Genomic DNA, 24,060 nt, shown 5'->3' on the forward strand with positions numbered 1-24,060 from the left:
GGCCTCGTGCGTCGACACGGCGGCCTCGTCGGGAATCAGGTCGGCGTCATCGGACACGGGAGTCTACCTCGAAGCCGTCGTCGGGGTGCGGGTCGTGGTGACGGTGCGGGTGATCGCACCGGTGGTGCGCGGCTCGACGGCACCCTTGTCCTTGGGCGTCGCCGTCGCCGCGAGCAGCCGGCCGATCTCGTCGCCCCGCTCCTGCCGGGCGGGCAGGTCCGCTAGGCGCGCCAGGTGGCTCGTGCCGATCGGCACGAGATCGAGATGCTTGTCGACGGCCGCCTGAAGCCGGTCCGGCCGGGTCAGGAGCTGCCACTCGGCGCGCAGCACCGCGATCGCCTGGCGCTCGGAATGCAGCGCGCTCTGCAGCTTCGAGACCTGGGCGCCCTGGTAGAGCGTGTCGTACTTGATCGAGTAGGCGTAGATCGCCGAGGCGACGAGCCCGGCCACCGCCAGGAGGTTCAGGAGGCGGATCATCGACGGTGGCCCCCGCGGGCGGCTTCGGGAAGGCTCGCCAGGGCGGTCAGGGCCGCGAGCGGCTCCGGCACCTCGGATTCCGTGCGCGCGGCGGCACGGAGCTTGGCCGAGCGGGCGCGCGGATTGCGCGCGGTCTCGGCCTCGCCCGGCAGGACCGGACCCTTGGTCACGAGATCGAAACTGCGCACCGTCTCCACGGGCGTGCCCGGCAGGTGCCGCGAGCCCTGTCCGGCGCGACCGCTGCGGGCGGCGAAGAATTGCTTGACGATCCGATCCTCTAGGGAATGGAACGTCACGACGGCGAGCCGCCCGCCGGGCCTGAGCACCCGCTCCGCCGCATGCAGCGCGCGCACCAGTTCGCCGAGTTCGTCGTTCACGGCGATCCTGAGGCCCTGGAAGGTCCGCGTCGCCGGATGGATGTGGCTCCCGGGCTCGACCCGGACGACGCCGGCGACCAACTCGGCGAGCTGCGCGGTCGTCTCGATCCGGCCGCGGCGGCGGGCCTCGTGGATTGCCCGCGCCACGGCCCGCGAGCGCCGCTCCTCGCCGTAATGATAGATGATGTCGGCCAGAACCACCTCCTCGGCCTCATTGACGAGGTCCGCGGCGCTCGGGCCATCGCCGCCCATGCGCATGTCGAGGGGGCCGTCGTGGCGGAACGAGAAACCGCGCTCGGGCAGGTCGAGCTGCATCGACGAGACGCCGATGTCGAGCACGACGTGATCCGCCCGCGCCTCGCCCCCCTCGACCAGGAGGGCGTCGAGATCGCCGAAGCGCCCGTTCATCAGCCGGAGACGTCCGGGGAACGCGGCGGCCATCGCCTGGCCTGCCGCGATCGCGGTCGGGTCGCGGTCGATGGCGAGGATCTGCAGGGCCGGATCGCGCTCCAGCAGCGCGCGGGTATAGCCGCCGGCTCCGAAGGTGCCGTCGACCGCGAGGCCGCCCTCGGTCCGCAGGGCGTCCGTCACCGCGTCGAGCAGGACCGGGATGTGCGGCGGGGCTGTGGGTTCCCGCTCCGCGCAGCCCTGGCGCGCCGCGGTCAGCAAAGCGGTCGAGGGACGTCGCCGGTTCATGGGCGCCTCGGCGCGGCGGCGCGATCGGGGGCGGGATGGCGGAGCGCTCCGGAACTCCGGGCGCTGATGCGGCTCGTGCGTCTCATGGTGCCCTGTACCGGGCCGCCCGAGGGCGGCGCGCGTGACGGGAACGGCACCGGATGCGACATGCGCAAAACGCCGCGCACGGACGGGACCTGCTCGAAGGCAAGTTGCGCCCGGCGATCCGATACGCGCCGTTGACGGGAGGATGCCGGGTATCATGGGCCTCGGAGGATCGTCAACGCACGCGCTTGGCGCTGCCGCGCGGACCGATCTGACCCCGCCAAGGTTAACCGAAGGTTTTTGCCGCGCGGGAAATTCGGCCTCCGCGCCATCCGGTCCGGTCGGTCCCGCCGCCGGGCCGCCGACCCGCGACAAGGCCTTGCAGCCGCGTCGCTTTTTGTCGGTGGTGGATCAGCCGGCCTATAAGCCGGGTTCTGTAGGGCCGGAGCGCCGGAGCGCCCCGACGTGGCGGCCATTCCTCTGGGACGGTCGTCGCCGACCGCCTCGAGCAACCAACCCGGGCGACTGGCCTGGAGAGCGGGCCTGCCCATCTCGCGAAGGGCGCGCCGCCCCTATTCGGTCTTGCTCCCGGTGGGGTTTGCCATGCCGTCCGCGTTGCCGCGTCCGCGGTGCGCTCTTACCGCACCCTTTCACCCTGACCCCAGACGCGTCCGGGGCGGTCTGCTCTCTGTGGCACTGTCCCTGGGGTCGCCCCCGCCGGACGTTATCCGGCACCGTCTCTCCATGGAGCCCGGACTTTCCTCCCCGGACGCCGAAGCGTCCGGAGCGGCCGCCCGGCCGGCTGATCCGCGGGCAGATGCGCCCGCGCCGCCGCCCGGGTCAAGGTCGGTTACCAGGAGCCGGTGTTCTCCATGGAGGCCCAGGGCTCCTGCGGCTCCTTCGCGCCGCCCTTCTGGAGGATCTCGATGGAGATGCCGTCCGGCGACTTCACGAAGGCCATGTGGCCGTCGCGCGGGGGCCGGTTGATGGTCACGCCCTTGTCCCGGAGCCGCGCGCAGAAGGCGTAGATATCGTCGACCTGATAGGCGAGGTGCCCGAAATTGCGCCCGCCCGAGTAGGTCTCCGGATCCCAATTGTAGGTGAGTTCGACGAGCGGCGACTTCGTCTCCGTCGCCCGGGCGGCATCCCCCGGCGCTGCCAGGAAAATGAGGGTGAAGCGGCCCTTCTCGTTGTCGATCCGGCGCACCTCCTGGAGGCCGAACGTATCCACGTAGAAGGCGAGCGCCCGGTCGAGATCGGCCACCCGGACCATGGTGTGCAGGTATTCCATCGGCGGCACTGCCTCTGTTGCGGCGGGGGCCGTCGCGACGCCCCCCGAGAAACGGACACGACCGGGCCCGCCCGCGGCGGCCGGTCGCGCTCCTAGCTAGAGCGCGGGCCGGCGCACGGGTAGACCGGGCCCGCAGCCCGCCGTGACCGGAGGCGCCGGGTGGACGCCCGCGCGACCGCGTTGCGCCGGGCGCCGCGAGGGACCAGAACGGACCCGATCCAGACCCGGAGTGAGAGACGCATGCGCACCGAGACGCCGCCGCTGATCCGCCTCGAGGAATACCGGCCGAGCGACTACCTGATCGACCGGGTCGACCTCGACATCCGCCTCGACCCGCACGCCACCCGGATCGACGCGACCCTGGCGCTGCGCCCGAACCCGGATGGCATCCCGGGGGCGCCGTTGATCCTCGACGGCGATGACCTGCGGCTGGTGTCCCTTGCCCTGGACGGGGCGGAACCCGCGAGCGACGCCTACACGGTATCCCCGTCGGGCCTCAGCCTGCTCGCTCCGCCCCGGCGGCCCTTCACCCTGCGCCTCGTCACCGAGGTCGACCCCACGGCCAACACCCGGCTGATGGGCCTCTACCGCTCGAACGGCGTCTATTGCACGCAATGCGAGGCCGACGGCTTCCGCCGCATCACCTACTTCCTCGATCGCCCCGACGTCATGGCGGTCTACACCACGCGGATCGAGGCGGACCGGGCCGAGGCGCCGGTGCTGCTGGGCAACGGCAACCGGATCGACGCCGGCCCGGTCGGCGCCGACCGGCACTTCGCCGTCTGGCACGACCCGCACCCGAAGCCCGCCTACCTGTTCGCCCTGGTCGGCGGCCGGCTCGGGATGGTCGAGACCCGGTTCACCACGGCCGAGGGACGCGCCGTCACCTGCGCGGTCTATGTCGAGCCCGGCAAGGAGCCCCGGGCGGACTACGCCCTCGATGCCGTGATCCGCTCCATGGCCTGGGACGAGACCGCCTTCGGCCGCGCCTACGACCTCGACCTGTTCAACGTCGTCGCCGTGTCCGACTTCAACATGGGCGCGATGGAGAACAAGGGCCTGAACATCTTCAACGACAAATACGTTCTGGCGAGCCCCGAGACGGCGACCGACGGGGATTACGCGGCCATCGAGGCGATCATCGCCCACGAGTATTTCCACAACTGGTCGGGCAACCGCGTCACCTGCCGGGACTGGTTCCAGCTCTGCCTGAAGGAGGGCCTGACGGTCTTTCGCGACCAGGAATTCTCCTCCGACATGCGGTCCCGGCCGGTGCACCGGATCGCCGAGGTCCGGTCCCTGCGCGCGCGCCAGTTCCCCGAGGATGCCGGGCCGCTGCGCCACCCGGTACGGCCGCGGGCCTACGCGGAGATCAACAACTTCTACACGGCAACCGTCTACGACAAGGGCGCGGAAATCGTCCGGATGCTGCGCACCCTGATCGGCCCGGCGGCGTTCCGGGCCGGCATGGACCGCTACTTCGCCGACAATGACGGGCGCGCCGCCACCGTCGAGGACTTTCTGGCCGCCTTCGCGTCGGTGACCGGGCGCGATCTCGCGGCCTTCGCCCGCTGGTACGAGCGCCCCGGCACGCCCCGCCTGTCGGTCTCCGGCCGGTATGATCCGGAGGCGGCGCGCTACACCCTGCGGCTGGCGCAGAGCCTGCCCGGCGCGGACGGACCGCCCCTGGTGATCCCGGTGGCGCTCGGCCTCGTCGGCGCGGCCGGGCCGCTGTCCGGCGCCACCTGCGCGCAGGTGCAGGACGGCGTCTACGTCTTCGACCGCCCGGAGGTTGAGATCGTCTACGAGGCCGTCACCGAGGAGCCGGTGCCGTCGGTGCTGCGGGACTTCTCGGCGCCGGTGCGCCTCGATCTCGCCCTCACCGACGCGCAGCGCATGCGGCTGCTGGCGCAGGACAGCGACCCGTTCAACCGCTGGCAGGCGGCGCAGGATGTCGCCCTGCGCCTGATCCTCGACGCCGACACCGGCCGGATGGAGGCCTTCGCGGAGGCCCTGGGCCGCTTCCTCGACGGCGAGGCCCTGGCCGATCCGGCCTTCGCGGCCCTCGTCCTGGCCTTGCCGAGCGAGGGCGAGGCTGCCGACGCCCTCCCGGCCGATGTCGACCCCGACGCGATCCACCGGGCCCGCACCGACCTGCGGGCGTATCTCGGCCGGACGCTTCGACCCCGCCTCGAACGGATCGACGCCGCCCTGGCGCCGGTCGCGGGTGAGCCCTACAGCCCCGACGCCGCTTCGGCGGGGCGCCGCTCGCTCGGCAACGCCGCCCTCGACCTGATCGCGGCGGGCGATCCGCCGGCGGGCGCCGCGCGCGCCGCGGACCGCTTGGCGAGCGCCACCAACATGACCGACCGCCTCGCCGCCCTCGCGACCCTGGCGCTGATCCCCGGGGCGGAGCGCGAGGCGGCGCTGGCGGATTTCGCCGCGCGCTACGCCGACGAGCCCCTCGTCCTCGACAAGTGGTTCGCCATCCAGGCCCAGATCCCCGAAGCCGGGACGCTGGACCGAATGATCCGGCTGCAGGACCACCCGGCCTTCACCCTAACCAACCCGAATCGGGTGCGCGCCCTGATCGGCAGCTTCGCGTTCGGCAACCCAACGCAGTTCGCGCGGCGCGACGGAGCGGGATTTTCCTGCGTAACCCGGACCGTCGCGGCACTCGATTCCACCAACCCACAGGTTGCCGCGCGCCTGCTCACGGCCTTCGGATCGTGGCGCCGGCTGGAAAAATCGCGCGCCGCCAAAGCCGTCGAAATGCTCAACGGGATCAAGGCGATCCCCGGCCTGTCCCGGGACAGCGCCGACATCCTCGCGCGTAGCCTGGAAGGTGGCTAAGCACTTGAACCTGCGGTAGAAATCGATTCTCCGGCACGGCTGCAACACGGGGTGTTCGTCAAGGCCGTATGGTAAAAAAGCCGTGGACAAACCGCCCCCCAGGGTGATTGTATTCACATAGATTCGGGGAGCGGGGCTCCGCTCGGGTCGTTGTTCCCACGGACGAGGTTCGGCCATGCCGGAGGCGGCTTCCGCTTCCTTCTCCGCGCGTGCGGACTCGACTCTGGCCGTCTCCTGGCCGGCCCGCGCACCGGAGTCGCGGTTCGGTCAGGCCGAGCGCTGGTTGCGCTTCGCCGTGCCGGGGACGCTGGCGGTGTTCCTGGCCTGCCTGATCGGGCTGGCGGCGCTGCACATCCGCGGCCAGCGTGCCGAGATCCTGGCGGTCGCCAAGGTCGAGGTCGAGGAATTCGCGCGCCTGGCCGCCCGGGCCGTCGGTCCCGCGGGGATCCTCGCGACGGACCTGCGCGGTCTGATGCCGGAGAGCGCGCGGCATTCCGGGCGGCGCCTCCTGCTGGTTCGGCCCGATACCCGCATCGTCGCGTCCCATCCGCCCCTCCCAGCCGACCTTCAGACGCTGTCCCAGGTGCTCGGCGCGAGCGAGCCCCTGTCCGGGCTCGGCGAGCGCGCCGGGACCATCGCCCTGGACCTCCCGGGGGGCGAGACCGTGCTGGCCGCCATGCACAGCCTGCCCGGCGGTCTCGGACAGGTGGCCGTGGTCCAGCCGATCGAGCCGCTCCTGCGCGGCTGGAGCGCCCGCACCCGCGATCAGATCGTCCTGATCGCCGCGGCGGCCCTCGTGATCCTCGGCGTCAGCCTCGCCTACGGATTGCAGACCCGGCAGGCGACCCGGGCCGACCGCGCCCGGGAGAAGATTCACGGCCGCCTCGAGACGGCCCTGCGCCGCGGCGCCTGCGGCCTCTGGGATTGGGACGTGGCCCGGGGCCGGATCTACTGGTCCGATTCGATGTACGGCCTGCTCGGCTACCAGCGGCAGAACAAGTACCTCTCCTTCGGCGACGTCAACGGCTTGGTCCATCCCGACGACGGGGATCTCTACAGCCTCGCCCGGGGCGTCGCGGCCAACCAGACCCATATTGACCACGCGTTCCGCATGCGCGGCGCCGACGGGGCCTATGTCTGGTTCCGCGCCCGCGCCGAGGTCGTGGTCAACGCCGCCGACGGCAGCCAGCACTTGGTGGGCATTACCACCGACATCAGCGAGCAGCGGGCCCTGGAGGAGACGAACGCGGCGGCCGACATGCGCCTGCGCGATGCCGTCGAGGCCATCTCGGAGGCCTTCGTCCTCTGGGATACCGGCAACCGGCTGGTCCTGTGCAATTCGAAATTTCGTCACCTGCACGCTCTGAGCCCGGAGGATGCCAGGTCCGGCCAGAGCTACACGGATGTGATGGGGCGGGGCGTGCTGCCCCAGGTCCGGCGCGAATCGCCGGAGGTCGGCATGGCGCTCGGCGGCATGGCGGCCCGGACCTTCGAGGCCGAGCTGGCGGATGGCCGCTGGCTCCAGATCAGCGAGCGGCGCACCAAGGACGGCGGCTACGTCTCGGTCGGCACCGACATCACCAGCCTGAAGCGCCACCAGGAGCAGCTTCAGGCCTCCGAGCGCGAGCTGATCGAGACCGTGAAGGACCTGAAGCGCTCCCGCCGGACGCTGGAACTCCAGACCCAGCAGCTCGCCGACCTCGCCGAGCGCTACCTCGACCAGAAGGCCGTCGCCGAGGCGGCGAACCAGGCCAAGTCCGAGTTCCTGGCCAATATGAGCCACGAGCTGCGTACGCCGCTCAACGCCATCATCGGCTTCGCCGACGTGATGGAGAACGCGGTGCTCGGCCCGCTCGGCACCCCCCGCTACACCGAATATTGCCGGGATATCCGCGAGAGCGGATCGCATCTCCTCTCGATGATCGACGACATCCTCGACATGGCCCGACTGGAGGCGCGCCGCGTGCGGCTGAGCCCCCGGGCGATCTCGGCCGAGGATGCGGTGTCGTCCGCCCTGGCGCCGATGGCGGCGGCCGCCCGGGAGAAGGCGATCACCGTGAGCGTGGACGTGCCGCCCGGGCTCGACCTGCTGGCCGATCCGAGCGCCATGCAGCAGATCCTCGTCAACCTCGTCCAGAACGCCGTGAAGTTCACCCCGATCGGGGGCCGCGTCGCCCTGCGCGTACGGCGTGCGGGCGCCAGCACGCATCTGTTCATCGAGGATAACGGCATCGGCATCCCGCGCTCGGACCTCGCCCGGCTCGGCCGGCCGTTCACGCAGGTCGAGGCGCAGATGACCCGGAGCCACAAGGGATCGGGCCTGGGGCTCGCCATCACGCGCTCGATGGTCGAGCTGCATGGCGGATCGCTCCGCATCCGCTCCGAGGAAACGGTCGGCACCATCGTCCTCGTGCGCCTGCCCGCCGTGATCGCCGATCGAACGGCATCGACCAGGCCGAGCGCGCGCGCACCCGAGACGCCGCGGACGGGCCGGCGCGCGGGATCGCCCGTCGCGGCGTAATGCCGGGGCCCGCGCCTCGCGTCTTCGCAAGCGCCGCGCGGACCATTCGGGACGCCGATTCAGGGCCGCGGATCGAGGCCTCCGAGGCGCGCGGCGCGCCCCTGCTCCATGTGCCAGCGCGCATCGGCCACGGCGCGGGCGAGCCGCCGGATGCGCCAGCGCCTGTACAGGGCGAGGATCGGATTGCCGTCGAGCCCCGCCTGATGCCGGCGCAGGCGACGGAGCAGCTCCGGAAGTTGGGCCGAAGCGGCCTCGCCGGTGGCGATCTCCATGGCCCGCAATTCGGCCCTGAGCCCCGCCTTCCAGTCTTCCATGACGCCCGCGCCTCCGCGACATGACTGCGCGCCTCGACAACCCGCGCGTCGGCGCGGGGTTGACCCCGCAGACGATCCGTTCCGCGGATCATGCACGGAGATGTCGATCGATGCGATCCAGGACAGCGCTGCGCTTCACCCTCGCGACCCTGCTCGCCCTCGCGGCTGCCCCGGCGCTCGCGCAGAGCACCGGCTACGTGACCGGGTTCCCCGGCAAGGATCCGGCGGGCGACGAGGAGATCGGCTGGGGGCCGGCCTACCGGCCGGAGACGAGCTTCGCCCAGCCCGGCACGCCGCCGACCCCCGGTGAGATCGCCGGCCGCGCCTACCGCGCCCGGACCGGCCATGGGGTGTACGACCGGGTCGAGGGTCCCAACAGGGCCTGGTAGGCGCAGATCCGCGTGGGGCTTTCGGGCGGACTGGCGACGACCGCGGCGGACGGTGCGGTACCGCCGCTCAGCGCTTCAGGGCCCGCTTGGCGGCGGCGCGTGCGTCCTGCTCGAACCGGGCCAGGCGCAGGCGTCGCTCCAGGGAGAGCGCGTGGTTGCCCGGCGGGAGCGCGATGATCTCGGCCACCGGGGTCCGATCGCGATAGAGGCTCTCCAGCGCCGATCCGTCCAGGGTCGCCGAATCCAGGCGGTCGGCGAAGCCGGTCGCGTGGCAGGCGCGCACGATCTCGTCCTCCAGGAGCAGCCCCGGGGCGTGACTGCGCAGGGCCTCGTCGTAGGCGGTCTTCAGCAGGGTCGCGGTCCCCTTGCCGGTCAGGGCGAGGCTGACCGCCACGGGACGCCCGTCGAGGGTCAGCGCGTCGGCCCGGATGCCGACCGGGCCCGCCGCGTCCGCGAACAGGGCGTGGGCCAGCGCGGCGGTCTCGGGGCGGCAGGCCATGGCGGTGCCGGCCCGACCCTTCCAGCCATCGCGTTCGAGGTCGAGGAACGCCGCGCGGAGGCGGTCCAGGTCGGCGCCGGCCGTCGCGCTCTCATAAGCGACGGCGCCGGCCTCGGCGAGCCGCCGGGCGCGGCGGCGCAGATCCTTGAACCGGGACCGGTTCGGATGGCCTGCCAGGAAGGCGTCGTGATCGGCCCGGCGATCCATGACCGGGCGCTCGAAGGCCGCCACCGTGCCGATCGCCCAACCGCGCCCGCGCATGGCCGCCAGCAGCTCCGGCACCGCGCCCTCCCCGGTCGGCAACAGCGGCCAGCGCCAGGCCCGTCCGCCGGAGGCCGCCGCGAGGCCGGTCACCAGGGCATCGACGTCGGCGGCCCGCCCGGGCCCGTCGGCCACCAGGGGTGCCGTGGCGGTGACGAAGGGCGAGAGGAACGGCCGCAGCACCCGGCCGCCGAGACCGGAGAGGTCGCGGGTCGGCACGCAGGGCAGGAGCGCGACGAGGCGGTTTGCCCGCCGAACGGTGACGTAGCGCAGAGCAGCCGGCAGCAGGCCGGCGGCCGCGTGGGCCGCCATGACGTGCCGCGAGAAATGCGGATGTGGGGCGGCGGCGGCCTCGAACAGCGCGTCCCAGGCCTCGGCCTCGGGCGCCGTCGAGCAGGTGATCGACAGGTCGGACGTCGCGGGAACGGCGCTGGTCCGGTTCATCGGACGGCTCCCGCGACCCAGACCGGCGTCGGAAGGCCGTGGATCCGCCCGGCGGCGCGGGCCAGCAGGCCGGACCGCACGACGGAGGCGAGCGCCACCGCCACGGCGGCGCCGAGCGCCCCGAGGGGCGGCACCAGGATCAGGCACAGGCCCGCGGCGGCGATGAGGGACGCCGCGGTGATCCCGGCACAGAGCCGCTCGCCGCCCAGCATGGTGAGCAGGTCCTCGCCGGGCCCGAACAGGCTCGCCGCGACGCTGCCGGCCACGAGGACGCACAGGATCGGGACGCTGCCCCCGAGCCCCGCGCCGAACAGCGCCAGCAGAAGCGGGCTGGCGGCCAGGATCGCGCCGCCGACCGCCACGGTCGCGGCCGCGGTCACCCGCGCTTGCCGCCGCACGAGTTCGGCGAGGAGGGGGCGGTTCGCCCCAGCCTGCGCCGCGCTGTAGCGCTGGAGCGTGGCGGCGCTGACCGCGAAATGCACGAACACCACGAATTGCTGGATCCGCGTCGCCGCGAAGTAGATCCCGACCTCGGCCGGGCTCACTAGGGCGCCCAGCACGATCACGTCGACGAAGGTGAAGCCGGCATTGGCCAGATCGATGGCGGCGATCGGCAGGCTCGTGCCGAGCCAGGAGCGCCAGCGATAGCGGTGCGGTCCGGACGACAAGTCCCGGCGCAGCCGCGCCGCGAGCAGGCCGGCCTGAAGGGCGGTCGCGGCAGCGGCGGCGGCGAGCATGCAGGCCATCGCCACCTCGGCGCGCGGCGGCGCTCCGAGGAGGATCGCCGCGATCATGCCGGCCATCATCAGGGTTTGGCGTAGGAGATAGGGGGGCGCGATGGCGAGGCCGATCCAGTTCTGGCTGCGCGCCACGCCCTCCAGATAATCCTGGAGCGCGAAGAGCGGCATCACGCAGACGGCGACCGCGATCGGGGCGCGATAGGCCGGCGCGAACAGGCCCGGTTCGAGCAGGAGGAGTGCCGCACCCAGCCCGGCGACGGCCAGCGCCGCCCCGCCGGTCACCAGCGCGCCGGCGCGGATGTAGCCGCGGGCGAGGTCGAGATCCCCCTGCGCCTGGTCGGCCGGCACGAATCGGCAGGCGCCCTGCGACAGGCCGAGGGTCAGGGTGTGGCCGAGCATCGCGGTCCAGACCCACACGGAGGCGAAGATGCCGTAGGCTTCCCAGCCCATCAGCCGCGCCGCCAGGACCTGGGAGACGTAGGCGAAGCCGGCCGAACCGACCCGGATCGCGAAAACCGTGAGCGCCATCCGCTGCGGGCCGCCGCGCAGGGCCCGCAGGCGCCGGACCGCGCGGGCGGGGAGAGCCATGGCTGACACTACGCGCTCCGCGCCGGGCCTCGGACGGCGGGAGGCCGACCTCTGGTTGTCGGTCTAGCCCGGCGCGCCTTGCGGCCCGGTTAAGGGCGGTGCGGCCGGATCGGGCTTGGGCTCCGGGGGCGCCTCGGTCCGCGCCAGCGAGGTGACGATGGTCAGGGCCACGTGCTCGGCCATGCAGCGCAGGCCGAGATCGTTGAGCCGGAACTGGCGACCGAGCATGTGGCCCTCGCCCCGGTCGCTGCGGCTCGACAGGTAGTGCAGCGCCTCGTAGCGCCGCACCAGGGGCACCTGCTGCTGGGTCGCCACAGTCCGCACCGCCTCGACGATCCGGTTGTAATCCACGTCCGCGGCCATGCTGGCGGTGTAGATCGGGTCGACCAGGACCACGTCGATCCCGTGGGACCGGATCCAGGCGACGGCTTCGGTGAGCGCCCCCTCGAAGGCCTCGGCATCGACGCGGGCGATGGCGTCGTGGGTGCCCACCTGCCAGATCACGAGATCGGGCTCGGCCTCGACCACCATGGTGCGCAGGCGCTCGGCGGCCCCGGAGGCGACCTCGCCCGGGAGGCCGCGATGATCGATCACCACGTCGACCTTCGGCAGCGCCCGTTCCAGGGCAGCCTCCAGCTTGGCCGGATAGGAGGCCGACGCTCCCGGTGCCGCGGAGCCGCCGATCGCCAGCAGCTTCAGGGGCCGGTTCTCGGCCAGGGCCGCCTTGACGGCCCCCAGTTGCGCCGCCGCGTAGAGCTGCGCGCCCGGCACCCGGCATTCCTGGGACAGTCCGGGCTCGCCCGCCCCGGGATCGGCGACCTGCTCCGCCTGCACCGGGCCGGCGAGGAGCAGGCTTAGGATCAGGGACAGCCTCGGACGGGCGGCGCGCCCGGCGCGCGCGGCCGGGCTCACGGGCGCGGCCTCGGAGACCTGTTGCGGGTACGCCATTCGACGAACCATGCCGTGAAACCCAGCCCGATCACGCCCGTGCCGGCGACCAGCATGTCGATCAGCAGGCCGCCGCCGGTCTGAAAACGCACGAGCTGTCCGATCAGACTCAGGATCGAGCCCATTGAGAAGACAGCCAGGGAGTTTCGTCCCAGCTGCGTGAGATAGCCCACGATGTGGCCAAGGCGGGGGGCGAGCAATGCGTACAGGGGGGCAAACGCCAACAATACCCCCAGGAAATGCACCAGCCGCGCCGGGGTCAGGTAGGTTTTCTCGAAGGTGAACAGCAGGCGCGGCGACGGCACCAGCATCGGATCCGGCCGAATCTCCGCCACGGAAAGCACAATCCCCGCGACGACGATGGCGATGCCGGCCGGGAACAAGCGGCGCGACCAGCGGCGCAGCACGTCGGAGCGGAGGTTCCAGCGCTGCAGCACGAAGCCCAGCACCAGAAGCACCTGCCAGCAGAGGGGATCGAAGAACCAGTCCCCCTCCCCGGGCCAGGAGGGCAGGTTCCACTCGAAGACGAGGCTGGCGGCGTAGAGTCCCCCGGACAGGACCAGGGCCGCGACGAGGCTGACGCGGCCGACCAGCACGAAGACCGGCGCGACGCCGATCAGCAGCACGTAGAGCGGCAGGATGTTGAAAAAACCGAGCTGGTAGGTCAGCAGCGCCATGCCGCAGACCGACTGGATCGGATCCGCGAAGAAGCCGCCGGCATTGTGCCATTCGAGGATCAGCGGATTGTCGAGCAGGAGGGCTGCCCCCGCGATGATGGCCAGCGCCAGGAGCATGACGGTGAGCTGCGCCCGGTAGACCTCGACGGTCCGGGCCAGCAGCCGCACCACGCTCTTGCCGGGGGGCTCCGGAACCCCGTCGCGGCCCCGGGTGGCGATGCCGATCGACCAGCCCGCCAGGAACACGAACAGCTCGGCGGCGTCCGAGATGCCGTATTGTGAGAAGGTGTAGCGCTCGAAGGTGTTGCCCGGGATGTGGTTGATGAAGATCGTCACCAGGGCGAAACCGCGCCAGAAGTCGATCGCGTTGGGGTCCCGCATCGGGGCGGCGGCTCCGGGGTTCGACGCGTCCGCGCGGCGGCGGCGGGTTCGCGGCCCCTGATACGGCGCCGCGTCGGGTCTGCAAAGGCGAACAAAGCGGGAGACCGCGCGGCGGGTCCAAGCGGGGCGGTCACACCCGCGTGACGCGCCGCCATCGGGGACAAAGGGTCCGCCGGGTCACGGTGCGGGGGTCGCTCTCACGACAGGCCCGCTCGCCGGGCGCCGGGTCAGACGTCCCTTCCCCATGTCACAACGCGCGCCCGCGGGTTGTGCCGACCGGACGGGCGGGATCAGCGCAGGGCGCGCTCGTCGTCGCTCTCCCGGGCGAGGCGCAGCAGGTTCTGGCCGTAATTGGTCTTGGCGAACATCTCGCCGCGGGCCACCAGCTGCTCGCGGGTGATGAAGTTCTGGAGATAGGCGATCTCCTCCAGGCAGGCGACCTGGAGCCCCTGGCGGTGCTGGAGGGTGCGGACGAACTCGCTCGCCTCCAGGAGGCTGTCGTGGGTCCCCGTGTCGAGCCAGGCATAGCCGCGGGACATGCGCTCCACGTGCAGCTGCCCGCGCTCGAGATAGACCTCGTTGACGCTGGTGATCTCCAGCTCGCCGCGGGGCGAGGGCTTCACGTCGGCGGCAATGTCGAGGACCTGGTTGTCGTAGAAATACAGGCCGGTCACCGCCCAGGTCGAATCCGGGTTCTGCGGCTTCTCGACGATCCGGGTCGGGCGCCCGGTCTTGTCGAGGCTGACCACGCCGTAGGCCTGGGGATTGTCCACGTGGTAGGCGAAGACCGTGGCCCCCTGCTTGCGCGCCGCGGCCCGCGCCAGCAACGCGCCCATGCCGGCGCCGAAGAACAGGTTGTCGCCGAGGATCAGCGCCACGTCGTCGGTGCCGACGAACTCGCGGCCGATCACGAAGGCCTGGGCGAGGCCCTCCGGCCGGGGCTGCAGGGCATAGGAGAATCGCAGGCCGAACTGCTCGCCGGTGCCGAACAGGCGCTTGTAATTGTCGAGGTGTTCCGGCGACGAGATGATCAGGATCTCGCGGATGCCGGCGAGCATCAGCACCGAGACCGGATAGTAGATCATCGGTTTGTCGTAGACCGGCAGGAGCTGCTTGTTGATCGACAGCGTGGCCGGGTGCAGCCGCGTGCCGGAGCCGCCGGCCAGAACGATGCCCTTCATGGCTTGGATACTCCCTCGCGAACCGGCCCGACGAGCCGGTCCAGGATGTCGTCGAGCGCCGCCTGCCAGGGCCGCGGGGCGATGCCGTAGGCGGCCGTGAGGCTGTCGACGGACAGGCGCGAATTGGCCGGCCGCCGGGCCGGGGTCGGATAGGCAGCGGTCGGGATGCCCTCGACCGGGATGGAGCGGCCGCCGCGCCGGGCCCCGCCGGCGACGATCGCCTCGGCGAAGCCGCGCCACGTCGTGTCGCCCGCGTTGACGCAGTGGAACGTGCCGGTGGGCGCCTGCGCGTCGGTCGCCATGCGCTGCGCGATCGTGGCCAGGGCGGCGGCGAGGTCGGCCGCGGAGGTCGGGCAGCCGTGCTGGTCGTCGACCACCGTCAGGGCGTCGCGCTCGCCAGCGAGCCGCAGCATCGTCTTGACGAAGTTACCCCGGTGCGGGCTCACCACCCAGGCGGTCCGGACGATGGCGTGGCGCGGGTTGGCGGTGCGCACCGCGAGCTCGCCCGCGGCCTTGCTGGCCCCGTAGACGCTCTGCGGGTCGATGGGTGCGTCGGGGGCGTAGGCCCCGTCTGGCTTCGTGCCGGCGAAGACGTAGTCGGTCGAGACATGGACGAGGGGGATCTTGCGCTCGGCCGTCGCCGCCGCCAGGATCGCCGGGGCCAGCGCGTTGAGGCGCCACGCCGCCACAACCTCGGACTCGGCCTTGTCGACCGCGGTGTAGGCGGCGGTGTTGATCACCACCCGGTACGCGCAGCTGTCGAGCGCCGCCGCCACGGCCGCCGGGTCGGTGATGTCGAGCGCGGTGCGGCTCGGCGCGTGCACCGACACGCCGTCCGGCCAGGCCAGGGCCTGCAGCTCGGTGCCGACCTGGCCGCCGCCGCCGAGAACGAGGACGTCCATCAGGTGTTCAACCCCAGGCGCTCGCCCTTGTAGCGGCCCTCGCGGATCGGGCGCCACCAGCTCTCGTTGTCGAGGTACCAGGCGACGGTCGCCTCGAGCGCCTGCTCGAAGGTCTTCTGCGGGCGCCAGCCGAGCTCGGTCTCGGCCTTGGTGCAGTCGATGGCATAGCGCCGGTCATGGCCCGGGCGGTCGGCGACGAAGCTGATCAGCTTCTCGTGCGGGGCGTTCTCCGGGCGCAGACGGTCGAAGGCCGCGCAGAGCGCCTTCACCACCGCCAGGTTGTTGCGCACCGCCCGGCCGCCGAGCAGGTAGGTCTGTCCGACCCGGCCGCGCTCCAGCACGGCGACGAGGCCCCTGGCGTGGTCCTGGACGTGGATCCAGTCGCGCTCGTTCTGACCGTCGCCGTAGACCGGCAGTGTCTTGCCCTCCAGGGCATTGAGGATCATCAGCGGGATCAGCTTCTCGGGGAAGTGACGCGGCCCGTAATTGTTGGAGCAGTTGGTCACCAGCACCGGCAGGCCGTAGGTCTCGTGCCAGGCCCGCGCCAGGTGATCGGAGGCCGCCTTCGAGGCTGAGTAGGGCGAGCGCGGGTCGTAGCGGCTCTCCTCGGTGAAGAAGGCGTCCGGCGGCAGCGAGCCGTAGACCTCGTCGGTGGAGACGTGGAGGAACCGGAAGCTCTTTTTGTCCGCCTCCGGCAGGGATTCATAATACCTGCGGGCCCCGTCCAGCATCGTCTGGGTGCCGATCACGTTGGTGCGCACGAAGGCGCCCGGATCGGTGATCGAGCGGTCGACGTGGCTCTCGGCGGCGAGGTGCATCACGGCCTGGGGGCGGAACTCGGCCAACGCCGTCTGCACGGCGGCGCGGTCGCAGATATCGGCCTCGACCCGGCGGTGGCGCGGGTTGTCGGCGAGCGGCGCCAGGGAGATTGGATTGGCCGCATAGGTCATCGCGTCGAAGGTGCAGACCTCGTGGCCGAGATCCTCGACGAGGTGCAGCACCAGCGCCGAGCCGATGAAGCCGCAGCCTCCGGTCACCAGGATGCGCATGGCGAATTACCTCCTCGGACGGGTCGGAAACGGGATGGCGGGGCAGCCGAAGGCTGCACGCCGTGACAAAATTACGGCTTGGCCGGTCAAAAGGCGCGCCCGAGCTCGGCGAGCCGGGGGGCGCGGCGGTCCTTGTCGGACAGGATCGCACCATCGCCCGAGACCGGCCACGGGATCCCGATCTCGGGATCGTCCCAGGCGAGCGACCGGTCGTGCTCGGGGCTGTAATAGTCGTCGACCTTGTAGGCGACCATCACGTCGGGCGTGAGGGTGCAGAAGCCGTGGGCGAAGCCGTGCGGGATGAAGAGCTGCGTGCCCGTCTCGGCGTCGAGGGTCACGGCTACGAACCTGCCGAAGGTCGGCGAGGCGCTGCGGATATCGACCGCCACGTCCAGGATCGCGCCCTGCAGCACGCGGATGAGCTTGGCCTGGGCGCGCGGGGCGATCTGGAAGTGAAGGCCGCGGATCGTGCCCTGCGGGGCCGAGAAGGATTGGTTGTCCTGAACGAAGGTGTTGGCGATGCCGGCGCGCCCCAGCGCGTCCACCCGGAACGTCTCGGAGAACCAGCCGCGCGCATCGCCCAGGCGCTTGGGCACGATGCGCTTCACGTCCGGGATCCCGGTCTCGATGACGTCCATACCAGCGCCCTTCCCGCGGGTCCCGTGGCGCGGCGGGCGTCTTCGCGCTGCTCGTTCCCAGCCGGGCGCCCGCGTCGCCGAACTCTACCGCGACGATCGACCCGCGACTTCCGGTCATTCGCGGGCCATGTCAAGGCGTAGCGCCTACGATGCCGAACGCGGGGAAACCGATGAGGGGCCGATCGGGGCAATCCCTGCCGACCCTGTTGCGGTCGCAGCTTGCCGACCCGGATTGCACTTGGAGTCTCGGCAGCTACGGCGCCATCGCGGTCTTCCGCCGGGATCCCGGCGAGCCGGCATGGCCCCTCGATGACGGCCGCCTCGGGTGCGCAACGGACCGCGGCGCGGTCGCGCTCGCTCCGCCGCCGGATCTCAGGCCCGTCGCCTACGAGACCGGCTTCGCGGGCGGATGGAGCCAGGCGGTCGCGCTCTGCCTGCCGGCGGCGGCCTGCGCGATGGGGCAGCGCGCGGTGCTGACCGAGCTGGGGCCCGACGCCGCCGCAGTCCGTCCGCAGGATCGCGACGGGATCCTGTTCGATCTCGGCCTCGGACTCGCGGCGGCCGATGCCTGTGTGCGCGTGACCGATCCGGCTCTGATCGACCGGCTCCGCGCCGGGGCCGGTCGGCCGATCTTCCGGCCGGACAATCCGGTCTTCGCGGCCCTCGCGGCATCGAGCCCGCACCGGGTCTTCCTCGCCCGCGCCGGGCGGATCGAGGTCTATACGGCGATCCCGCCGCCCGGCGGGATCGGCGATCCCGGGCCGCACAGTCATATCCTGCCGAAGCTGCTTCGACTGCGGCGCACGCACGCCGCCACTGCGCCGATCCCGAAAGGCTGGGTGCCCATCGGGGCGCTGCAACCGGCCCATCCCGCCAAGGACGGGACCGGCCGGTCGATCCCGTTCGACGCGGCGCGTCACCGGGCGTTCGGGGGCCTCCTTGCGGACTGGGGCGATCCCGGGCTCACCGCCCTCCGGACCGCTGTCCTGTCCGGCGAGACCCCCGACCCGGCTGCGGCAAACGGACGGTTCGCGCGCTCGGCGATCCGGGCCGCCTCGGCCCAGCGCGCGGCCATGGGCAATTGATGTCCCGAGATTCGCCCGGGGCTCCGGCCGGCATGGCGTGGCCGCACGGCCCGATGCACCGTCGAAGCTCAGGGAATCCCGATCATCTTGTGGGTCTGGAGCGAGAGGCGCCAGCGGGCGTCGCTCCGGCAAAACGCGATCGCGGCCTCGGTGCTGGCGATCCGGCCCGGCCCGTCCAGGGGCTGGAGGAAGCGGTGGCGGAAATCGAGGCCGACGAAGTCCGCGGGGTCGGCATCCACCTGCGGATAGACGAGCTTCAACTCGTGGCCGGTCCGCTGCGCGAGGGGGTTGGCTCCCTTCGGGCTGACGCAGATCCAGTCGATGCCCGGGGGGGCCGGCAGCGTGCCATTGGTCTCGATGGCGATCTCGAAGCCGTGCGCGTGCACCGCCTCGATCAGGGGCGCGTCGAGCTGGAGCAGCGGTTCACCGCCGGTGAAGACGACGTAGCGGTTCTCGGGGCCGCCCAGCCAGGTCGCCGCGACCGAGGCGGCGAGGGTGGCCGCGTCGGCGAAGCGCCCGCCGCCCTCCCCGTCGAGACCGACGAAATCGGTGTCGCAGAATCGGCAGGCCGCCGCGGCCCGGTCCGCCTCGCGCCCGGACCAGAGGTTGCACCCGGCGAAGCGGCAGAAGACCGCCGCGCGCCCCGCCTGGGCGCCCTCCCCCTGAAGGGTGTGGAAGATTTCCTTGACCGCGTAACTCACTGCCGTTCCAGCCACCCTCTCGCGCGCCGCACGCCCTGCAGATAGGCGGCGCGCGCGTCCCGGACCACTGACAACCACGCCGCGCAGAGTCGCGGTGCGCTCTCGCCTTGCTCTTGCCACGGTGCCCTCGTTGATGCCGAGATGCAGCGCGGCGGCCGAATTCGGCCGCCCGGGTTGCGCCTCCCTCCGGCCCGCGGCCGGAATAGCGGCGCCTGGCGGCGTCGATCCTGGCGATCCTCTGACGAGTCGGCCTGAATGTCCCCTTCTCTCTTCCGGCGTCTCACCGTCGGGCTTGCGGCGCTGACAGGAGTGCTCGGGGCGAGCCTGGCCGGAATCCGCGCGGCAGATGCGGTGACGGTGCCGATCCTCGTCGCCGACGTGGATTCGGGCAAGGTGCTCTACGCGCAGGCGCCGACCGACCCCTGGTATCCGGCCTCGATCACGAAGCTGATGACCACCTACGTCGCCCTCGACCTCGTGCGGCAGGGCAAGGTCTCGCTCGATTCGATGATCACCATCTCGGCCGCCGCCACCGCCGAGCCGCCCTCCAAGATGGGCTTCAAGCCCGGGACGCAGCTCACCCTCGACAATGCCCTCAAGATCATCATGGTCAAGTCGGCCAACGACATCGCCTACGCGATCGGCGAGAATCTCGGCGGCTCGATCGACAACTTCGCCACCCTGATGAACGAGACCGCCCAGCGGATCGGCATGCACGACAGCCATTGGTACAATCCCAACGGCCTGCCCGATCCGCGCCAGTGGACCTCGGCCCGCGACATGGCGGTGCTGGCCCGGGCGCTTATCCGCGACTTCCCGGAGTCCCACGACCTGTTCTCGATCTCGGCGATCCAGTTCGGCCGCGCCGTGATGGCGAACCACAACGGCCTGCTCGGGCGCTATCCCGGCACCGACGGGATGAAGACCGGTTTCATCTGCTCGGGCGGCTTCAATGTGGTGGCCACAGCCACCCGCAACGGCCGGCGGATCGTCACCATCGTGATGGGGCAGCCGAGCCCGCGCGAGCGCGACGTGAAGGCCGCCGACCTGTTCGACTACGCCTTCGCCCAGAGTGCCGGCTGGACCAGCCCGACGCTGGACGCGCTGCCGGCCTCAGCGCTCTCCGCGCCGCCGGACATGCGTCCCTTCGTCTGCGGCGGCAAGAAGCCCCCGGCGATCGAGGACGGGCCCGGCGCGCTCAATGCCCCCGGCTCCGCGGCACAGTTGATCGGCGGGGCCGCGGCGAACTCGCCGGCCCTGGCGCTTGCCGCCTTCTCCAACCCGGCCCTGCGTGCGCGCAGCCTGCCGCCGCGGGCGCCCCTGCAGCCGATCGCCGTCTGGATCGGCCGCAACCCGGCCGAGGGTCAGCAGATCATAGACGCGCAGGAGGCCGAGCAGAAGGCCGCCGTCGCCAACAGCCGGGCCGCCAAGCTCGAAGCCGCCAAGGCCAGGCGCCTCGCGGCGCTGGAGGCGGCCAAGCAGGCCCGCGCGGCGCGCGCGGAACAGGCGCAGGCGGCCAAGGCCACGGCCAAGACCCCGGCCGCCAAGGTCGCCGCGAAGGCGGGCCATCCCCTCCCCCACGCGGCGAGCGCCTACACCGCCGTGGAGACACCGACGATGCCGGAGGCCAAACCCGGCAAGGGCCTGTCGAAGCCCGCGCCGAAAGCCGCCGCCCATAAGGCCGCTCCAGCCAAGGCCGCAGCCAAGAAGCCGGCCGCCAAGAAGGCCGCGTCCGACGAATAGGCGCCCCTGTCCCGCCCCGCCGCGTTGCCGCGGGTGCCGGGAAACCCCACCTCGACGCTCATGTCATCCAGCCCTGCGCCCGTCCCCGATCCGCGACGCCCTGAGCCGATCCCGCTCACGGTGCTCACCGGCTTCCTCGGCGCCGGCAAGACCACGCTGCTGAACCGGCTGCTGCGCGATCCGGCGCTCGCCGACACGGTGGTGATCGTCAACGAGTTCGGCGCGATCGGTCTCGATCACCTGCTGATCGAGACCGTCGACGAGGACATGATCCTCCTGGGCGCTGGCTGCCTGTGCTGCACGGTGCGGGGCGACCTGATCGCGACCCTGGAGGATCTGCTGCGCAAGCGCGACAACGGCCGGATCCGGCCGTTCCGCCGCGTGATCATCGAGACCACCGGCCTCGCCGATCCGGCGCCGATCCTGCACGCGCTGATCTACCATCCCTATCTCGTGCTCCGGTACCGGCTTCAGGCCATGGTGACCGTGGTCGATGCAGTCACGGGTTCGGCAACCCTCGACGCCCATCCCGAGGCCGTGCGGCAGGCGGCGGTCGCGGACCGCATTGTCCTCTCCAAGGCCGATCTCGCGGACGACGTGTCCGGGATCCGCGCCCGCCTCGCCGCGCTCAATCCCGCGGCTCCGATCGTCGCGCCGGACGCCCCCGCCGAGGTGCTGCTCGGCGGGCTGTTCGGCCTCGACGGCAAGGGGGCGGACGTGCGGACGTGGCTCGGCGACGCAATCCGGGCCGAGGCAGATCACCGGGACCCCGAGGTCAACCGGCACGATGCGTCGATCCAGGCCGTCTGCCTGACGAGCGCGACGCCCGTACCGCGTCCCGCCTTCGAGATGTTCATGGACCTGCTGCGCTCGGGCCACGGGCCGAAGCTGTTGCGGCTCAAGGGCATCGTGGCGCTCGCCGACGATCCCGAACGGCCCCTGGTGGTCCACGGCGTCCAGCACGTGTTCCACGCCCCCCTGACCCTCCCGGCCTGGCCCGATCCCGACCACACGTCCCGGCTCGTGCTGATCCTGCGGGACCTCGACCCCGCCTTCGTCCAGCGGCTCTGGGACGCGTTCCTCGGCCGCCCGCGCGTCGATGCCCCGGATGCCGCCGCGCTCACCGACAATCCCCTGGCGATCCCCGGTCCCTGACGCCGCACCGGCGCGGCATCGGCCTTGAAGCGTGCGCCCCGAGCGGCGCTTCGGAGGCGCCGATGCGTCCCGATATGGGACGAAGCGTCGAGAGGCAGGACACGCGATGGCGCCACGCTTCACCGTGATACAGGGCGGCCTGTCCGGGAGGCCCGAGCCGCGTCCCACGCAGGCCCCGGATCGGCCGTCGGTGATGCGGGTCGATCTCCACCGCCCCGGTGGCGTGGATGCGGACGCAATTTCCGCGTGGCGGGCCATGCTGGTCCGGAACGCGGTGACCGATCCGCTCCGCGACCCCGATCATCTGCTGCCGCTCGCCCAGCACCGTCCCGCGGGCCGCCGGGTCGCGGTCGCCCTCGCGTGGAGCCACGACGTTGAAACCGGGCGCGAGGCGCTGCACGGCGTGGTGCCACTGGCGATGCCGCATCCGGTCTGGGGCGGTGGCGCCCGTCCCTGGCAGCCGGTGGAATCCGAAGCCGCCGCCCTGGTCGAGCAGGCCGCCGCGGAGGCCGTCGATCGGGCGTTGCGGGCCCGACTCGCAGCGCTGCGCCGCCCGATCCGCCTCGTCGGCGCGGTCGAGCCCGTTGGGATCCCGGTGGCGAACCGTCCCGCCCTCGCGGCGAGCCGTCGGGCGTGGTCCCGGCCGGTTCCGTCGGAGCGCCTCATGGGTGTCCGCCCCGTGGGCTGGCAGACACCCGCCTCGGAGATGCACGCGGTGACCGCGCCGGACGCCGTGCGCGACGCGGTCGAAACCTTTCTCACGCTCGACGCCCGCACGGCGGAGCGGCCGATCATCGCCGATCCGGCGGAGGCGTCCCTGGTCCGTGTGGTCAGCCGCCTCTTCGCCCGGCGCGGCGCCCTGCGGGTCGAGTTCCTGCGCCGGGCCGGCGCGATCGTCGCCGGCACGCTCCATCTCGGGACCGGCGCGGCCTCCGTGCCCTGGCGGCGGGCCTGAACGGTCAATCGGCCGCGGACGGCCGGGCCTGTCGGGGCACCGACCGGAACGCTAGCTGCCCGGCATGGCGCGCGACACCCTTCACGGCCTCCGATCGACCCCGCGCCGCGTCGGCGCCGCGCCGGAGGGATCGTCCGACGGTCATGATGCCGACCGGGTCGCGGCCGTGATGGCGCGGCTGGCGGAGGCCGACCCGGATCCGAAAGCCGGCTTCGACCGCAGCGACCCGTATCGCCTCCTCGTGACCGTTCTGCTCTCCGCCCAGTCCACCGGCCCGACCGTCGCCCGGATCGCGGAGGCGCTGTTCTCGGAAGTCCGGGATCCCGCCGGCATGGTGGCTTTGGGCGAGGCCCGGATCACCGAGATCATCCGGCCGGTCGGGCTCGGGCCCTCGAAGGCGCGCAACATCGTCAAGCTGTCGGCGGCCCTGATCGTGGAGTTCGGCGGCGCCGTGCCGCCCAGGTCCATCGACATGCGCCGCCTCCCGGGCATCGGCCGCAAGAGCGCCGAGGTCACAGCGAACTTCGCCTTCCACGAGCCGGTGATCGCGGTCGACACCCATGTGTTCCGGGTCTCGAACCGGATCCCGCTCGCCCCCGGTGCCACCGTCGATGCGGTCGCCGACGGTCTCGCCCGGATCGTGCCGGAGCGGTTCAAGGACGGCGCCCATGTCTGGCTGTTCCGTCACGGCCGCGATACCTGCACGGCCCGGAAACCCGGCTGCCCACGATGCCCAGTCTCGGACCTGTGCACCTGGCCGGGCAAGACAACCTGAGCGCGCCTACTCGTCCTCGCCGAACCGGTTGGCGACCAGTGCCGCGATGGCGTCGAGGCAGGCTTCGGCGTCCTGCCCTACGGCAGTGACGGCGATCTGCGTCCCCATGGCGGCGCCCAGGGTCAGGAGCCCCATGATCGAGCGCCCGCCCACGGTCTCGCCCGCCCGGGTCACCGTGACCGCGGCATCGTAGCGCTCCACGGTCTGCACGAACTTGGCGGAGGCCCGGGCGTGCAGGCCGCGCCGGTTGATGATCGGCAGCCTGCGCAGGATCCCGCCCTCCGGAACCGGGGGATCGTCATCCGTCTCGAAAAGGTCGTCCATCGCCCGTAATATGTCCCGCCCGATCCGCGGTCGTCGAAGCCGCTTGTGACGACGCTAGCGCATCGCTCCGGA

Annotated in this window: 22 protein-coding genes and 1 other RNA gene; 8 read left to right on the forward strand and 15 right to left on the reverse strand. The window is 72.0% G+C overall.

Annotation, left to right across the window (positions count from 1 at the left end):
* Positions 1 to 63: 63 nt before the first annotated feature.
* The 4 genes from MKK69_RS11735 to MKK69_RS11750 all read right to left on the reverse strand — a co-directional run bounded on the left by MKK69_RS11735 (position 64) and on the right by MKK69_RS11750 (position 2,865).
* On the reverse strand, positions 64 to 477 hold the full coding sequence (locus tag MKK69_RS11735; protein ID WP_243968019.1) for a hypothetical protein: 414 nt from the start codon (positions 475 to 477) through the stop codon (positions 64 to 66).
* Positions 474 to 1,550 (reverse strand): 16S rRNA (cytosine(1402)-N(4))-methyltransferase RsmH, encoded by a 1,077-nt coding sequence (gene rsmH, locus MKK69_RS11740; protein WP_243968020.1) that lies wholly within the window; start codon positions 1,548 to 1,550, stop codon positions 474 to 476. Before rsmH ends, MKK69_RS11735 begins: the two co-directional genes overlap by 4 nt.
* Positions 1,551 to 1,981: 431 nt before the next feature.
* Positions 1,982 to 2,380, reverse strand: an RNA gene (gene rnpB / locus MKK69_RS11745) — RNase P RNA component class A.
* A gap of 44 nt (positions 2,381 to 2,424) precedes the next feature.
* Positions 2,425 to 2,865, reverse strand: a complete 441-nt coding sequence (locus MKK69_RS11750; protein ID WP_243968021.1) for a VOC family protein — start codon at positions 2,863 to 2,865, stop codon at positions 2,425 to 2,427.
* 240 nt (positions 2,866 to 3,105) lie between these two features.
* On the opposite strand from MKK69_RS11750, the gene pepN reads away from it, so the two are divergent.
* Both pepN and MKK69_RS11760 read left to right on the forward strand, forming a co-directional pair.
* Positions 3,106 to 5,718, forward strand: a complete 2,613-nt coding sequence (gene pepN, locus MKK69_RS11755; protein ID WP_243968024.1) for an aminopeptidase N — start codon at positions 3,106 to 3,108, stop codon at positions 5,716 to 5,718.
* A 175-nt stretch (positions 5,719 to 5,893) separates the two neighbouring features.
* Positions 5,894 to 8,239, forward strand: a complete 2,346-nt coding sequence (locus MKK69_RS11760; RefSeq protein WP_243968025.1) for a PAS domain-containing sensor histidine kinase — start codon at positions 5,894 to 5,896, stop codon at positions 8,237 to 8,239.
* A gap of 59 nt (positions 8,240 to 8,298) precedes the next feature.
* On the opposite strand, the gene MKK69_RS11765 is transcribed toward MKK69_RS11760, so the two are convergent.
* Entirely contained in the window at positions 8,299 to 8,553 is a 255-nt protein-coding gene (locus MKK69_RS11765) for a hypothetical protein (protein WP_243968026.1), read from the reverse strand.
* Positions 8,554 to 8,663: 110 nt separating this feature from the next.
* Here MKK69_RS11765 and MKK69_RS11770 point away from each other — a divergent pair, with 110 nt between their 5' ends.
* On the forward strand, positions 8,664 to 8,942 hold the full coding sequence (locus MKK69_RS11770) for a hypothetical protein (RefSeq protein WP_243968027.1): 279 nt from the start codon (positions 8,664 to 8,666) through the stop codon (positions 8,940 to 8,942).
* 67 nt (positions 8,943 to 9,009) lie between these two features.
* On the opposite strand, the gene MKK69_RS11775 is transcribed toward MKK69_RS11770, so the two are convergent.
* The 8 genes from MKK69_RS11775 to rfbC all read right to left on the reverse strand — a co-directional run bounded on the left by MKK69_RS11775 (position 9,010) and on the right by rfbC (position 17,250).
* Positions 9,010 to 10,146: a GNAT family N-acetyltransferase gene (locus MKK69_RS11775; protein ID WP_243968028.1), complete on the reverse strand. Its 1,137-nt coding sequence runs from the start codon at positions 10,144 to 10,146 to the stop codon at positions 9,010 to 9,012.
* Positions 10,143 to 11,483 (reverse strand): lipopolysaccharide biosynthesis protein, encoded by a 1,341-nt coding sequence (locus MKK69_RS11780; RefSeq protein ID WP_243968029.1) that lies wholly within the window; start codon positions 11,481 to 11,483, stop codon positions 10,143 to 10,145. Before MKK69_RS11780 ends, MKK69_RS11775 begins: the two co-directional genes overlap by 4 nt.
* A gap of 54 nt (positions 11,484 to 11,537) precedes the next feature.
* Positions 11,538 to 12,422, reverse strand: a complete 885-nt coding sequence (locus MKK69_RS11785) for an SGNH/GDSL hydrolase family protein (RefSeq protein ID WP_243968030.1) — start codon at positions 12,420 to 12,422, stop codon at positions 11,538 to 11,540.
* Positions 12,383 to 13,480 carry an OpgC family protein gene (locus MKK69_RS11790; protein ID WP_243968031.1) on the reverse strand — a complete coding sequence of 366 codons (1,098 nt, stop codon included), beginning with the start codon at positions 13,478 to 13,480 and terminating at the stop codon, positions 12,383 to 12,385. The genes MKK69_RS11785 and MKK69_RS11790 overlap by 40 nt, the downstream gene beginning before the upstream one ends.
* Positions 13,481 to 13,770: 290 nt before the next feature.
* Positions 13,771 to 14,661, reverse strand: a complete 891-nt coding sequence (rfbA, locus tag MKK69_RS11795; RefSeq protein ID WP_243968033.1) for a glucose-1-phosphate thymidylyltransferase RfbA — start codon at positions 14,659 to 14,661, stop codon at positions 13,771 to 13,773.
* Positions 14,658 to 15,563 (reverse strand): dTDP-4-dehydrorhamnose reductase, encoded by a 906-nt coding sequence (rfbD, locus tag MKK69_RS11800; RefSeq protein ID WP_243968034.1) that lies wholly within the window; start codon positions 15,561 to 15,563, stop codon positions 14,658 to 14,660. Before rfbD ends, rfbA begins: the two co-directional genes overlap by 4 nt.
* On the reverse strand, positions 15,563 to 16,612 hold the full coding sequence (rfbB, locus tag MKK69_RS11805; protein ID WP_243968036.1) for a dTDP-glucose 4,6-dehydratase: 1,050 nt from the start codon (positions 16,610 to 16,612) through the stop codon (positions 15,563 to 15,565). The genes rfbD and rfbB overlap by 1 nt, the downstream gene beginning before the upstream one ends.
* 86 nt (positions 16,613 to 16,698) lie before the next feature.
* Positions 16,699 to 17,250: a dTDP-4-dehydrorhamnose 3,5-epimerase gene (gene rfbC, locus MKK69_RS11810; protein ID WP_243968038.1), complete on the reverse strand. Its 552-nt coding sequence runs from the start codon at positions 17,248 to 17,250 to the stop codon at positions 16,699 to 16,701.
* Between the two features lie 170 nt (positions 17,251 to 17,420).
* Between rfbC and MKK69_RS11815 the strand changes: the two genes are divergently transcribed.
* Positions 17,421 to 18,335 carry a DUF6925 family protein gene (locus MKK69_RS11815; protein ID WP_243968039.1) on the forward strand — a complete coding sequence of 305 codons (915 nt, stop codon included), beginning with the start codon at positions 17,421 to 17,423 and terminating at the stop codon, positions 18,333 to 18,335.
* 68 nt (positions 18,336 to 18,403) lie between these two features.
* Here the strand turns inward: MKK69_RS11815 and queE are convergent, their stop codons facing one another.
* On the reverse strand, positions 18,404 to 19,036 hold the full coding sequence (queE, locus tag MKK69_RS11820) for a 7-carboxy-7-deazaguanine synthase (RefSeq protein ID WP_243968040.1): 633 nt from the start codon (positions 19,034 to 19,036) through the stop codon (positions 18,404 to 18,406).
* A 255-nt stretch (positions 19,037 to 19,291) separates the two neighbouring features.
* On the opposite strand from queE, the gene MKK69_RS11825 reads away from it, so the two are divergent.
* From MKK69_RS11825 to nth, 4 genes are all read left to right on the forward strand, one after another.
* Entirely contained in the window at positions 19,292 to 20,779 is a 1,488-nt protein-coding gene (locus MKK69_RS11825) for a D-alanyl-D-alanine carboxypeptidase family protein (RefSeq protein ID WP_243968041.1), read from the forward strand.
* A 60-nt stretch (positions 20,780 to 20,839) separates the two neighbouring features.
* The gene (locus tag MKK69_RS11830) at positions 20,840 to 21,934 is read left to right on the forward strand and encodes a CobW family GTP-binding protein (protein WP_243968042.1); all 1,095 of its coding nucleotides are present in this window, start codon (positions 20,840 to 20,842) and stop codon (positions 21,932 to 21,934) included.
* Positions 21,935 to 22,040: 106 nt separating this feature from the next.
* Complete coding sequence (locus tag MKK69_RS11835) at positions 22,041 to 22,889, forward strand: hypothetical protein (protein WP_243968044.1); 849 nt, start codon at positions 22,041 to 22,043, stop codon at positions 22,887 to 22,889.
* Between the two features lie 64 nt (positions 22,890 to 22,953).
* On the forward strand, positions 22,954 to 23,664 hold the full coding sequence (gene nth / locus MKK69_RS11840) for an endonuclease III domain-containing protein (RefSeq protein ID WP_243968045.1): 711 nt from the start codon (positions 22,954 to 22,956) through the stop codon (positions 23,662 to 23,664).
* A 6-nt stretch (positions 23,665 to 23,670) separates the two neighbouring features.
* On the opposite strand, the gene MKK69_RS11845 is transcribed toward nth, so the two are convergent.
* Positions 23,671 to 23,988 (reverse strand): HPr family phosphocarrier protein, encoded by a 318-nt coding sequence (locus MKK69_RS11845; RefSeq protein ID WP_243968046.1) that lies wholly within the window; start codon positions 23,986 to 23,988, stop codon positions 23,671 to 23,673.
* Between the last annotated feature and the right edge of the window lie 72 nt (positions 23,989 to 24,060).

Source organism: Methylobacterium sp. J-026, from assembly GCF_022829585.1.
GTDB lineage: Bacteria > Pseudomonadota > Alphaproteobacteria > Rhizobiales > Beijerinckiaceae > Methylobacterium.